Raw genomic sequence first — 13419 nt, 5'->3', positions numbered from 1 at the left:
CAGTTGCCGCGCCCTTTGCTCTGATGACGGCGAGCCGACAACCGCCAGGGATGCCCGGGGTCAGGAGGAGCGGTGGAGTACAACCTTGCCGACCTGTTCGAGTCGGTCGTGGATGTGGTGCCGCATCGTGCGGCACTCGTGTACCTCGACCATCCCGGTACGGGCGCGGAACGCCGCCTGAGCTACGCGGAGTTGGACGCCGCCGCCAACCGGGTCGCCCATCATCTGGCCGACAGCGGGATACGCCCCGGCGAGCATCTGGGCCTCCACCTCTACAACGGGGTCGAGTACCTCCAGACCGTGCTGGGCTGCCTCAAGGCGCGGATCGTTCCGGTCAACGTCAACTACCGCTATGTGGAAGAGGAGTTGGTGTACCTCTACCGGGACGCCAACCTCGCCGCCCTGGTCTTCGACACAGAGTTCACGGAGCGGGTGGCGGCGGCACAGCCCCAGGCCACGGCATTGCGGCATCTGATCCGCGTGGGCGAACCGGCCCCGGGGACAGCCGAGTTGGATGCGGTGCCCTTCGCCGAGGCCGAGGCTGCCGGGTCCCCGGCACGGGGCTTTCCGGCCCGCTCGGGCGACGATCAGTTCATCATCTACACCGGCGGCACCACCGGTATGCCCAAGGGCGTGATGTGGCGTCAGGAAGACCTGTTCTTCTCGGGGCTGGGCGGCGGCGCCCCGACCGGCGAGCCGGTCAAGTCGCCGCAGGAGCTGGCCGAGCGGGTCGCGGCCGGCGGCGAGGGGATCACCTTCTTCCCCACTCCCCCGTTGATGCACGGCACCTCGACTCTGACGGCCTTCATCGGCTTCAATTTCGGCCAACGGGTGGTGATCCACCGCAAGTTCGCCCCCGAGGACGTGCTGCGCACGATCGAGAAGGAGAAGGTCACCAGCGTGTCCCTGGTGGGCGACGCGATGCTGCGTCCACTGATCGACGCGCTCAACGGGCCCATGAAGGGCACGGACTGCTCAGCCCTGTTCAGCGTCTCGTCCTCCGGCGCGATCATGTCGGAGACGGTCCGTGCCCAGTTCCAGGCCCTCGTCCCGAACGTGATGTTGCTGAACAACTTCGGGTCGTCGGAGTCGGGCTTCAACGGTACGGCGACCGAGGACTCGGGCCCCGAACGCGGGTTCCGTATCCGCGTCAACTCCCGTACCCAGGTGGTGGATCCGGCCACGCACGAGCCGGTGCCCGTGGGCGAGGTGGGCCGGATCGCCCAGTGCGGCCACGTACCGCTCGGCTACTACAACGACCCGCGGAAGACGGCGGAGACCTTCTTCGAGAAGGACGGCGAGCGGTGGGTGCTGCTCGGCGACATGGCGACGGTCGACGAGGAGGGCGTCGTCACCGTCCTCGGGCGGGGTTCGCAGTGCATCAACACCGGCGGCGAGAAGGTGTATCCGGAGGAGGTCGAGCAGGCGCTCAAGTCCCATCCCGACGTGTACGACGCACTGGTGGCCGGGGTCCCCGACGCGAAGTGGGGCAACCATGTGGCGGCGGTGGTGCAGTTGCGGGAGGGGGCGTCGCGGCCCTCGCTGGAGGACGTCCAGTCCTACTGCCGTACGCATCTCGCCGGTTACAAGATCCCTCGGCAGCTGGTGATCGCGGAGACGATACAGCGGTCGCCCAGCGGCAAGGCGGACTACCGGTGGGCCCAGGAGGTGGCGGTCGGGGCGGACCGGTAGGCGGGAGGCCGTGACCCGTCGTTGGGCCGGCCGGGGACGACGGGCGTACTCTGTGCGCGCGGTTGACCCGGTTGTTTGAACGGAGGGTGACGCAGGGCCGTACGCGAGGTTGGCGGCCCTGCCCTGCGGGCCCGGTCCGCCGTGCCATCAGCGGCTTCGCACGGAAGGACCCACGGGTGTCGCACCTCACGCCCCCTCGTCAACTGCCGGAGACGGACGCGGACTCGCCGGACAGGACCACAGTCGAGGAGGCCTCGACCGCTTCCGCGGTGAACGACACCGAGCCCGGGGCCCCGGCGGACGAGGAGTCGGCGGACGAGGAGTCGGCCGGCGCGACGGACGAAGCGACCGAGCCGACGACGGAGGCGGAGGCGGAGGCGGAGGCGGAGGCGGAGGCGGACGAGCTGGGCGCACGCCCCACGGCGGAGGAGACGGCAGTCGGCGCAGAGGGCGGGAAGGTGCCCACCGAGGCCCTCGTCCCCCGCGTGGCTTCCGCCGACGACGAATCCGCCGACGCGGCGGCCTCCGGCTCCACCACGTCCACCGACGAACCCGCCCCGAGTAGCGCCGCCGCCTCCTCTGCGCGCCCTGGCTGGTTCGGCTGGCGCCGTCGCTTCCCCCGCGCCGCACGTGCCGTACGGGTGGGCACGAGTGTCCTGGCGGGTGTTCTGGTGCTCGGCGTGCTCCTCGTGCCCAACCGCCTCGACCGGATCACCCTCGAGTCGTTCCTCCGCCTGCCTGTCGAGGCGATCTTCCTCGCGGCTGTCCTGCTCGTACTGCCGCCGAAGGCCCGGCGGATCACGGCCGTCGTCCTGGGGGCGTTCCTCGGGCTGTCCACCGTCCTGAAGTGTCTCGACATGGGCTTCTACCAGACTCTGGCCCGGCCGTTCGACCTGGTCTTCGACTGGATTCTGCTGAGCAGCGCGGCGGACTTCCTGAAAGACTCGCTCGGTCGCTCGGGTGAGGTGCTCGCGGTGATCGGCGTGATCGTCCTGCTGATCGCCGTTCTCGTGGTGAGCGCGCTCGCCATGGTGCGGTTGGCCGACGTGATGGCCCGGCACCGCCCCGCGGCCGTGCGCAGCACGCTGGTCCTCGGCACCGCGTGGATCGTCTGCTTCACCATGGGCGTGCAGGCAGGCGGTGTAACGGTCGCCACCAAGGGCTACACCCAGTACCTCTCCAACCGTGTGCAGTACGTCCGCGACGGTCTCGGGGACGCCGAGGTCTTCAAGAAGCAGCTCACCGTCGACGCCTTCGCCGACACCCCGTCCGACCAGCTGCTGACCGGACTGCGTGGCAAGGACGTGCTGTTCACCTTCATCGAGAGCTACGGCCGGGTGGCGATCGACGATCCGGCGATGGCACCGGAGATCGACGCGACGCTCAAGGAGGGCGACGCCAGGCTCAAGTCGGCCGGCTTCGCGGCGCGCAGCGGCTGGCTCACCTCACCCGTGACGGGCGCCGGCAGCTGGCTCGCCCATTCGACGTTCCTGTCCGGTCTGTGGATCAAGAACCAGCAGCGGTACCGGACCGTGACCACCAGTGACCGCGCCACCCTCACCAGCTACTTCCAGAAGACCGGCGCCTGGCGCACGGTCGGCATCGTCCCGGGCGTACGGAAGGCCTGGCCCGAGGGCAAGTACTTCGGCCTCGACCACATCTACGACTCCACGCACCTCGGCTACCAGGGTCCGTACTTCAGCTGGACACCGGTGCCGGACCAGTTCAGCCTGGAGGCCTTCCAGAAGCTGGAACACGGAAAGAAGGACCGCGACCCGATCATGGCGGAGATCATCCTGGCCTCCAGCCACAACCCCTGGTCCCCCATCGCCCGCATGGTCGACTGGAACGACCTCGGGGACGGTTCGATCTTCAACAAGATCAAGAAAGAGGGCACGAACCCCACGGAGGTCTGGAAGAGCGCCAAGCGCGTGCGGACCGAGTACCGCAAGGCCATCCAGTACTCCCTGGACAGCCTGGTCCAGTGGGTCCAGCGCTACGGCGACGACAACACCGTCCTCGTCCTCCTCGGTGACCACCAGCCCGTCCCCACGGTCACAGGGGGCAGCACCAGCAGGGACGTGCCGGTCACGATCGTCGCCCACGACCCGAAGGTGCTGGACCGCGTCGCCGACTGGGGCTGGACGGACGGGCTCAAGCCCGCGGCCAACGCCCCGACGTGGGGCATGAACAAGTTCCGGGACCGCTTCATGACGGCGTACGGGCCACAGTCGGGGTGACATCGGACCGACGGTGGAACTGCCAGGTCAGGGGCGATTGTCAGTGGTCGGTTCTAGTGTTGGTGGCGAGATCAGCATCCGCGTCGAGGAGACGAAGAGGTTCCCATGACGACCCTGTCCGACCGCCCGAACAGCGCGCTGCTCGTCATCGACGTCCAGAACCAGGTGGTGGACGGCGCCCACGACCGCGACCAGGTGATCGCGAACATCAACACCCTCGTCGACAAGGCCCGTGCGGAGGGCGCGCCCGTGGTCTGGGTGCAGCACTCCAGCGACGAGCTGAAGGCGGGCGCCGAAGGCTGGGAGTACGTACCGGAACTGGTCCGCCGCGACACCGAGCCCCTCGTCCACAAGAAATATGGCGACTCCTTCGAGGCCACCGACCTGGAGGACGTCCTCGCCGAGCACGGGGTCGGCCGGCTGGTCGTCACGGGCGCGCAGACCGACGCCTGCGTTCGCTCCACCCTGCACGGCGGCATGGTGCGCGGGTACAACGTGACGCTCGTCGGCGATGCCCACACCACGCAGGACCTCACGAAGTACGGCGCTCCGACACCGGCCGAGGTGATCGCGCACACCAACCTCTACTGGCAGTACCAGACCGCCCCCGGGCGCACCGCAGGGACGGTCAGCGCCTCGGAGGCGACCTTCACCGCCGCCGAGGAGGGCTGACGGTCAGGAACCCGCGAAGCGGTCCCGCAGCTCCCGCTTGAGGATCTTCCCGCTCGCGTTGCGCGGCAGCTCGTCCACGAACACGACCCGCTTCGGTGCCTTGAAGTGGGCGAGCTTCTCGCGGGCGTGGGCGATGAGTTCGGCCTCCGTCACCTCGCCGCGGGAGACGACGACCGCCGTGACCGCCTCGATCCAGCGCTCGTCGGGAAGTCCGACGACGGCTGCCTCGGCTACCGCCTCGTGGGTGTAAAGGGCGTCCTCGACCTGGCGTGAGGCGATCAGCACGCCACCGGAGTTGATGACGTCCTTCACCCGGTCGACGACGGTGTAGTAGCCGTCCGCGTCCCGGACGACCAGGTCACCGGAGTGGAACCAGCCGTCGCGGAAGGCGGCGGTCGTCTCCTCGGGCTTGTCCCAGTAGCCCTCGCACAGTTGGGGAGACCGGTAGACGACTTCGCCGGGTGTGCCGTCGGGCACCTCCTCGCCGTCCTCGTCGACCACCCGCGCGTCCACGAACAGCACCGGGCGTCCACAGGAATCCAGCCGCCCCTTGTGCTCGAAGGGCCCGAGAACCATGGAGAGGGGGCCGATCTCGCTCTGGCCGAAGCAGTTGTAGAAGGCGAGTTTCGGGAGTCGCTCGCGCAGCCGCTCCAGGACCGGGACCGGCATGATCGACGCGCCGTAGTAGGCCTTGCGCAGTCCGCTCAGGTCGCGGGTCGCGAAGTCGGGGCGGCCCGCGAGGCCGATCCACACGGTCGGCGGCGCGAACAGGCTGTCCGCCCGGCCGGCCTCGACGAGGTCGAGGATCGCGTCGCCGTCCGGTGCGTCGAGGATGAGGTTCGTGGCGCCGACCGCGAGATACGGCAGCAGGAACACGTGCATCTGCGCCGAGTGGTAGAGGGGCAGCGAGTGCACGGGCCGGTCGCCGGGGCTCAGGTCGAGGGCGGCGATCGCGCTCAGGTATTCGTGCACCAGGGAGCGGTGGGTCATCATCGCGCCCTTGGGCAGCGCGGTGGTCCCGGACGTGTACAGCAGCTGCACCAGGGCCTCGGTGCGTGACTCGGGACCGTCGTAGGGCGCGGTGTCGGCCAGCCGGGCGAGCAGTGAGTCGTCGGCGTCGCGCAGCGGCAGGGTCCGTACGCCGTCGGGGAGTCGGTCGGCGAGGTCCGGGTCGGCCAGGACCAGGGTGCTGCCGGACTGGTCCACGATGTAGGCGAGGTCGTCGCCGGTCAGGTTCTGGTTGACGGGGACATGCACGAGGCCGGCGCGGGCGCAGGCGAGGAAGGCGATCAGGTAGGCGTCCGAGTTGTGGCCGTAGGCGCCGACCCTGTCGCCCGGCGCCAGGCCCTCGGCGCGCAGAACGCCCGCCGCACGGGAGACGGCCTCGTCGAGTTCCCCGTACGTCCAGACCCGCTCGCGGTACTCGACCGCCACCCGCGCCGGAACGCGCTGGGCGCTGCGCCGCAGCACCCCGTCAACCGTGCTCCCGTATTGCTGCGTCATAGTCCATGATCCTGGTTCCGTCACCGAACGAGGTCAAGCACCGGAGGGGGCCAGGAAACATACCGGTTGGTACGCTCAACCGCTCCTTCCCTCAATGACGTTGGGAGGCACGATGCGCACCCGCATAAGACGGCTTGTCGTCACGGCCGTCGCATTACTCACCGCCACGACAGCACTGCCCGCCGCCACGGCGCAGAGCAGGCCGTCACAGGCATCACAGGATTCACAGGCGTCACAGCAACATCCCTCCCACGGTGGCCTGTCCGCCGTGATCCGCTACACCGAGTACGGCATCCCGCACATCGTCGCGAAGGACTACGCGAACCTCGGCTTCGGCAGTGGCTGGGCGCAGGCCGCCGACCAGGTGTGTGTGCTCGCGGACGGTTTCGTGACCCTGCGCGGCGACCGCTCGCGCTGGTTCGGACCCGATGCCGCGACCGACTTCTCGCTCTCCGACGCCTCCGACAACCTCTCCAGCGATCTGTATTTCCGTGGAGTGCGGGACGACGGCGCGGTCGAGCGGCTGCTCGCCCAGCCCGCGCCGCAGGGCCCGAGCCGGGCCGTCAAGGACCTGATGAACGGCTGGGCGGCCGGCTACAACGCCTGGCTGAAGCAGAACCGGGTCAAGGACCCGGCCTGCGCGGGCGCCGCCTGGCTCCGGCCGGTGACGGGCCTCGACGTGGCCACCCGCGCGTACGCCCTCGCGGTGCTCGGCGGACAGGGCGGCTTCGTGGACGCGATCACCGCCGCGCAGCCCCCTGCCGCGTCCACCGCAGCCACAGCCACAGAGCCGGCTCTCCCGGACGCCTCCGCCGCCGCCAAGGGTGCGCGCGAGCTGTTCGACATCTCCGACATGGGTTCCAACGCCGTGGCGTTCAACGGCAGTACGACGGCGGGCGGCCGTGGCCTGCTGCTCGGCAACCCGCACTACCCGTGGCAGGGCGGACGCCGCTTCTGGCAGTCCCAGCAGACGATCCCGGGTGAACTGAACGTCGCGGGCGGGTCCTTGCTCGGCTCGCCGACGATCTCCATCGGGTACAACGCGAACGTGGCGTGGAGCCACACCGTCTCCACCGGTGTGCCGCTCAGCCTGCACCAGCTGAAACTGGACCCCGCCGACCCGACGACGTATCTGGTCGACGGCAAGCCGGAGCGGATGACACGCCGGTCGGTGACCGTCCCGGTGAAGGACGGCGCGCCGGTGACCCGCACCCAGTGGTGGACCCGCTACGGCCCCGTCGTCCTCTCCCCCGGCGGCGACCTCCCGTTGCCCTGGACCACGACAACGGCGTACGCGCTCAACGACCCGAACGCGGTGAACCTGCGCTTCTACGACACCTCGCTCGGCTTCAGCAAGGCGCGCGGCACTGCCGATGTCCTCAGCTCCCTCGACGGGCACCAGGGCATTCCCTGGGTGAACACCGTCGCCGCCGACTCCTCGGGGCACTCCCTGTTCGCCCAGTCGCAGGTGCTCCCCCGGATCACCAACGAGTTGGCGGCCGCCTGTTCGACGCCGCTCGGCAAGGTCACCTACCCGGCGGCGGGGGTCGCGGTCCTCGACGGCTCCCGCGCCGACTGCGCCATCGGCGACGACCCGGACGCCGTGGCGCCCGGAATCTTCGGGCCCTCACGGATGCCGACGCTGAAGGACACGCCGTATGTGGAGAATTCCAACGACAGCGCGTGGCTGACCAACCTGGACAAGCCGATCACCGGCTACGAGCGGATCTTCGGCTCGGTGCGCACAGCCGCCTCACCGCGCACTCGTGGTGCCGTCGCCGATGTGGCGGCGCTGGCCGCCAAGGGCGGGCTGACGGTCGCGGATCTCCAGCGGCAGCAGTTCGCGAACCGTTCGACGTCGGGTGCGCTGGCCGCCGCCGACGCGGCCCGAGCGTGCGCGGCACTGCCGGGTGGTACGGCAACGGGCAGTACGGGTACGGCAGTTGACGTCAGTCAGGCGTGCGGCGTGCTGGCATCCTGGGACCGCACCATGAACAGTGACAGCCGGGGTGCGCTGCTCTTCGCCCGGTTCTGGCGGCAACTGCTCGGCGCCGTGCCGTCCGCGCAGCGCTGGAAGGTGCCGTTCTCCGCGGCGGACCCGGTCGGCACCCCCAACACGCTCAACACGGACGCGCCGGGCTTCACCAGGGCCCTCGCCGACGCGGTGACGGAGCTGCGCACGGCGGGCATCCCGCTGAACGCCCGGCTCGGGGACCACCAGTACGTCGTACGGAAGGGTCAGCGCCTGCCGGTCGGCGGCGGTACCGAGTCTCTGGGCGTCTGGAACAAGATCGAGCCCGTGTGGGACACGGCGAACGGCGGCTACCGGGACAACGCGTTCGGGTCCAGCCACATCCAGGCCGTGGGCTGGGACGGCAGCCGCTGCCCGGTGGCCCGCACGCTGCTGACGTACTCCCAGTCGTCGAATCCGAACTCGCCGCACTTCGCGGACCAGACGCGGCTGTTCTCGGCCGAGAAGTGGGTCAAGGCGAGGTTCTGCGAGAAGGACATCCTGTCGTCGCCCGGGCTGCGGGTGATCCGGGTGCACGGCTGATGGGCTGACGGACGCACGGACGTCGATCCGGTGTGGTCCCCTCGCCAGGGCGGGACGGGACCACACCGCGGTTCGCACGGCCGCTCACACGGGCCGCGTACGGCCCTCCCAGTACGGGTCGCGCAACCGCCGCTTGTACAGCTTGCCGTTGGGATCGCGCGGCATCCGCTCGATGAAGTCGACGCTCTTCGGCCGCTTGTAGCCGGCGAGTTGGCGCGCGCAGTGGGCGAGGATCTCGTTGGCCAGGTCGGGCCCCGGCACCTGTCCGGGCGCTGCCTCCACGACTGCCTTGACCTCCTCGCCCCAGTCGTCGTGGGGGATACCGAAGGCGGCCGCGTCGGCGACGGCGGGATGGGCGAGCAGAGCGGCCTCGATCTCGGCGGGGTAGATGTTGACCCCGCCCGAGATGATCATGTCGATCTTGCGGTCCCGGAGGAAGAGGTAGCCGTCCTCGTCCAGGAGGCCCAGGTCGCCGACGGTGAAGAAGTCGCCGATGCGGTTCTTCCGCGTCTTGCTCTCGTCCTTGTGATAGGCGAAGCCGCCGGTGCTCATCTTCATGTAGACGGTGCCGAGTTCGCCGGGTGGCAGCCGGTTGCCGTCGTCGTCGAAGATCGCGAGTTCGCTGATCGGCCAGGCCTTGCCGACCGTGCCGGGCTTCTTCAGCCAGTCCTCGGCGGTCGCGAACGCCCCGCCGCCTTCGCTGGCCGCGTAGTACTCCTCCACGCAGTCGCCCCACCAGTCGATCATGGCCCGCTTCACATGGTCGGGGCAGGGCGCGGCGCCATGGATGGCGTGCCGCATGGACGACACGTCGTACGCGCGCCGTACCCGCTCCGGCAGCGCAAGGAGGCGGTGGAACTGGGTCGGGACCATGTGGGTGTGCGTGCACTTGTGGGCGTCGATGACGCGGAGCATCTCCTCCGGCGTCCACTTGTCCATCAGCACCAGGCGGTGCCCGATGTGCAGGGACGCGCCCGCGAACTGGAGTACGGCCGTGTGGTAGAGCGGCGAGCAGACGAGGTGCACGTTCCCGCCGAACGGCTTGACGCCGAAGATGCCGAGGAACCCCCCGAGGTACGCCTCCTCGGGCGGCTTGCCCTGCAACGGGCGCCGGATGCCGCGCGGGCGGCCCGTGGTGCCCGAGGTGTAGTTCATGACCCAGCCGAGGGTGCGGTCGTCGGGCGGCGACTCGGGCTGTCCGTCGAGGAGCCCGGCGTACGGCCGGAATCCGTCGACCTCGCCGACCGCGTACCGCTGCTGCGCCGGGAGCTGTGCCTCGTCTGCGGCGGCGCGTGCCGCGTCGGCGAACCGCTCGTGCGCGATGAGCACCTTGGCGCCGGAGTCCGCGACGATCCAGGCGATCTCGGGCCCGACGAGGTGGTGGTTGACGGGGACGAGATAGAACCCGGCCTGGGAGGCGGCCAGATACGCGACGAGGAACTCGACGCTGTTGGGCAGGACCACGGCAAAGGCGTCACCGCGTCCGAGTCCGGCGGCGCGCAGCCCGTGAACCAGTTGGTTGGTGGCGGCGTGCAGCCGTCCCGCGGTCCACTGCTCACCGCCGGGCGCGACGAGGACCATGCGCTCCGGGTCGGCGGCGGCCTGCGCCCAGAATCCGTTGGGGGTCTCGCTCACAGTCCCGCTTGCTGTCTGGCTCACGACTGGTCGCCCCTTCCGTCGGCGTTCCGTCCCGCGATCCGGTTGACTCGGTTCACAGCCTGTTCGAAGCCGCTGGTCAGGTCGTCGAAGACGGCCTGAACGCTCCGTTCACTGTTCATCCGGCCGACGATCTGACCGACCGGCGTGCCGAGGAGCGGGTCGACCTCGTACTTCTGGATGCGTGAGACGGCCTCGGCCACGAGCAGACCCTGCAGGGGCATGGGCAGGGTGCCGGGTCCGTCGGAGGAGTCCCAGGCGTCGGTCCACTCGGTGCGCAGCTGACGCGCGGGCTTGCCGGTCAGGGCGCGGGAGCGGACGGTGTCACCGGAGCCGGCCGCGAGCAGTTTCTGTGTGAGCGCGGTCGAGTGCATGTCGGCCTCGGTGGTGGTCAGCCAGAGGGACCCCAGCCAGACCCCCTGGGCGCCTAGGGCCAGCGCGGCGGCCACCTGCCGCCCGCTGCCGATACCGCCGGCGGCGAGCACCGGCAACGGATCGACCGCGTCGACGACTTCAGGGGTCAGCACCATGGAGGCGATCTCGCCGGTGTGGCCGCCCGCCTCGTAGCCCTGCGCGACGACGATGTCGATACCGCCCTCGGCGTGCTTGCGCGCATGCCGGGCGCTGCCCGCGAGAGCCGCGACGAGAACACCCTGATCATGTGCGCGGGCCACCACATCGGCGGGCGGCGAGCCCAGGGCGTTCGCCAGTAGTTTGATCGGGTAGTCGAAGGCCACGTCGAGCTGGTTACGGGCGACCTGCTCCATCCACCCGGTGATGCGCCACCCGGACGCCTCGCCCTCCGCCAGCTCGGGCACGCCGTACTTGGCCAGGGTGTCCCGGACGAACTGGCGGTGCCCCTCGGGGATCATCGCCTCGACCTCGGCCTCGGTCACCCCCTCGACCTTCCGGGCCGGCATGACGACGTCCAGCCCGTACGGCCGGCCGTCGACATGCGCCTCGATCCAGTCCAGGTCGCGCTTGAGGTCGTCCGGCGCCGTGTAGCGGACCGCACCGAGCACCCCGAAACCCCCGGCCCGGCTGATGGCCGCGGCGACGGCGGGGAACGGCGTGAAGCCGAAGACGGCGTGCTCGATTCCCAGTTTCTTGCTCAGCTCCGTCTGCATGGCCGCAGGATGCCGTAGACCTGCGGACGAGGGAAGACCTTTTCTGATACACCGTCAGATTCTTGGCCATGAACCACGTGCAGTTGACATACGGTTGACACGCGCCCCGGGTGACACGAAAGTTTCACCCCTCAGGGCAGTCCCGAAAAGTACTTTCAGTCAGTGCGATGGGAGGCTCCTCGATGACAGCGGAAGCGGCGGGCAGCGGACTGACGCGACGACAGCTGGCCAGACGCACACTGGCGTTGGGCAGCGCGCTGACCTTCGCCTCCTTTCCGGCAGGACCGGCCGAGGCCACCCCCAGGACAACAGGCGGACACCTGACCCTGCGCCCCGGCTCGCCCGAACGGGCCGGCCTCCTCCCCCGGCACCTGAACCAACTGGTCACGGACGCCGAGACGTTCCTCGCCCCCTCCCCCGAACACCCCTGGTACGCGGGCGCGGTCCTGCTCGCCGGGCGCGGCTCCACCGTGGCATTGCATCGGCCGATCGGCATGGCGGTGCGCTACGCGGCGTACGACGAGAAGACGGACACCGGGGTCGAGTTCCCGACCGCCGAGCAGATCCCGATGGCCGAGGACACGGTGTTCGACCTCGCCTCGGTCTCCAAACTGTTCACGTCGATCCTGGCCGTGCAGCAACTGGAGCGGGGCGGCCTGGAGTTGGAGGGAACGGTCGCCGCGTACCTGCCGGAGTTCGCACGATCGGGCAAACAGGATGTGACGATCCGTCAACTCCTCACGCATACCTCGGGATTCCGCGCCTGGATCCCGCTCTACAAGGCCCCGACGTACGAGAAGAAGCTCGAACTCATCTGGAACGAGGCACCCCTGAGCCCACCGGACACCAAGTACCTCTACTCGGACCTCAATCTGATCTCGCTCCAACTGGTCCTGGAGAAGATCACCGGTCTTCCACTGGACACCCAGCTCCGCGACGAGATCACCGCTCCCCTCGGCATGCACCGCACGCGCTACAACCCGCCCGCCTCCTGGAAGCCGACGATCGCCGCCACCGAGGACGCCCGCGCGCCCTGGTCCGGGCTCGACCGGGGTCTGGTGTGGGGCGAGGTGCACGACGAGAACGCGTTCAGTCTCGGCGGAGTCGCGGGCCACGCCGGTGTCTTCTCGTCGGCGTGGGACCTCGCCGTTCTCGGCCGTACGCTACTCAACGGCGGCGCGTACGGCAGGGCGCGCATCCTGTCGCCCGCCTCGGTCGAGCTGATGTTCACCGACTTCAACACGGCCTTCCCCGGGGACGAGCACGGTCTCGGCTTCGAGCTCTACCAGCACTGGTACATGGGTGCGATGGCCACACCCCGCACCGCAGGGCACACCGGGTTCACCGGCACTTCGCTCGTCCTCGACCCGACGACCGACTCGTTCCTCGTCGTCCTCGGCAACTCCGTGCATCCGGTGCGAAGTTGGCGTTCCGGCTCCGCGCCCCGGGTCGCCGCCGCGAACCACCTGGCCCGCGCGGTGCCGGTCCGCCCACGCCATGGACGTACGGCCTGGTTCTCCGGCATGGCGAGCGCGACGACGGCGACACTCGCCCTGCCGCCCCTCGCCACCACTGCCGACTCCCGCCTGCGCTGCGCCCTGTGGTGGGACACCGAGCCGCAGTCGGACGCACTGTTCCTGGAGGCCTCGGACGACGACGGTGCGACCTGGCAGCCGATCCCGTTCACGACCGCAAGCCCCGGCGGCACCCCGCAGAAGCATCCGGCGGGTTCGGTCACCGGCTGGTCGGGGCGCGTCTGGCACCGCCTCTCGGCTGCCCTTCCCGCTTCCCCTGCCCTCATCTTGCGCTGGCGGTACACGACCGACCGGCTGTACGTCGGCCGTGGAGCATACGTCGACGGCCTGACCGTACGCGGCGCCGACGGCACCGCCTTCGACGAGACGCGCCCGGCGGACGCGGCACGTATCGAGGCGGTGGGCTGGACGGCATCCGCGAACTGACCCGGGGGCCGGCG

8 protein-coding genes are annotated in these 13419 nt (G+C 69.8%); 5 read left to right on the top strand and 3 right to left on the bottom strand.

Going from position 1 to position 13419, the window contains the following annotated elements; all coding sequences use genetic code 11:
- The first annotated feature begins 72 nt into the window (after window positions 1–72).
- The 3 genes from OG734_RS45165 (at window position 73) to OG734_RS45155 (ending at window position 4604) form a co-directional block, all read left to right on the top strand.
- Window positions 73–1692 (top strand): acyl-CoA synthetase, encoded by a 1620-nt coding sequence (locus OG734_RS45165; RefSeq protein WP_330293183.1) that lies wholly within the window; start codon window positions 73–75, stop codon window positions 1690–1692.
- 176 nt (window positions 1693–1868) lie between these two features.
- The gene (locus OG734_RS45160) at window positions 1869–3932 is read left to right on the top strand and encodes a sulfatase (protein ID WP_330293182.1); all 2064 of its coding nucleotides are present in this window, start codon (window positions 1869–1871) and stop codon (window positions 3930–3932) included.
- A gap of 105 nt (window positions 3933–4037) precedes the next feature.
- Window positions 4038–4604 carry a cysteine hydrolase family protein gene (locus tag OG734_RS45155; RefSeq protein WP_330293181.1) on the top strand — a complete coding sequence of 189 codons (567 nt, stop codon included), beginning with the start codon at window positions 4038–4040 and terminating at the stop codon, window positions 4602–4604.
- A gap of 3 nt (window positions 4605–4607) precedes the next feature.
- Here the strand turns inward: OG734_RS45155 and OG734_RS45150 are convergent, their stop codons facing one another.
- The gene (locus OG734_RS45150; protein WP_330293180.1) at window positions 4608–6107 is read right to left on the bottom strand and encodes an acyl-CoA synthetase; all 1500 of its coding nucleotides are present in this window, start codon (window positions 6105–6107) and stop codon (window positions 4608–4610) included.
- Window positions 6108–6219: 112 nt separating this feature from the next.
- Between OG734_RS45150 and OG734_RS45145 the strand changes: the two genes are divergently transcribed.
- Complete coding sequence (locus OG734_RS45145) at window positions 6220–8661, top strand: penicillin acylase family protein (RefSeq protein WP_330293179.1); 2442 nt, start codon at window positions 6220–6222, stop codon at window positions 8659–8661.
- A gap of 84 nt (window positions 8662–8745) precedes the next feature.
- Here OG734_RS45145 and OG734_RS45140 read toward each other — a convergent pair whose 3' ends face one another.
- Both OG734_RS45140 and OG734_RS45135 read right to left on the bottom strand, forming a co-directional pair.
- Entirely contained in the window at window positions 8746–10296 is a 1551-nt protein-coding gene (locus OG734_RS45140) for an acyl-CoA synthetase (RefSeq protein WP_330294021.1), read from the bottom strand.
- Window positions 10297–10316: 20 nt separating this feature from the next.
- Entirely contained in the window at window positions 10317–11444 is a 1128-nt protein-coding gene (locus OG734_RS45135) for an NAD(P)H-dependent flavin oxidoreductase (protein WP_330293178.1), read from the bottom strand.
- Between the two features lie 182 nt (window positions 11445–11626).
- On the opposite strand from OG734_RS45135, the gene OG734_RS45130 reads away from it, so the two are divergent.
- Window positions 11627–13405 carry a serine hydrolase gene (locus OG734_RS45130; RefSeq protein WP_330293177.1) on the top strand — a complete coding sequence of 593 codons (1779 nt, stop codon included), beginning with the start codon at window positions 11627–11629 and terminating at the stop codon, window positions 13403–13405.
- Window positions 13406–13419: the final 14 nt, after the last annotated feature.

The organism is Streptomyces sp. NBC_00576 (genome assembly GCF_036345175.1).
In the GTDB taxonomy this organism is placed as follows: Bacteria; Actinomycetota; Actinomycetes; order Streptomycetales; family Streptomycetaceae; genus Streptomyces.
This window is presented reverse-complemented; position numbering and strand designations above follow the sequence as displayed.

Excerpts from the sequence above, each read along its gene's own strand:
- OG734_RS45155 (WP_330293181.1), top strand. The coding sequence starts at position 4,038 with ATGACGACCCTGTCCGACCGCCCGAACAGCGCGCTGCTCGTCATCGAC.
- OG734_RS45150 (WP_330293180.1), bottom strand. The coding sequence starts at position 6,107 with ATGACGCAGCAATACGGGAGCACGGTTGACGGGGTGCTGCGGCGCAGC.
- OG734_RS45145 (WP_330293179.1), top strand. The coding sequence starts at position 6,220 with ATGCGCACCCGCATAAGACGGCTTGTCGTCACGGCCGTCGCATTACTC.
- OG734_RS45135 (WP_330293178.1), bottom strand. The coding sequence starts at position 11,444 with ATGCAGACGGAGCTGAGCAAGAAACTGGGAATCGAGCACGCCGTCTTC.
- OG734_RS45130 (WP_330293177.1), top strand. The coding sequence starts at position 11,627 with ATGACAGCGGAAGCGGCGGGCAGCGGACTGACGCGACGACAGCTGGCC.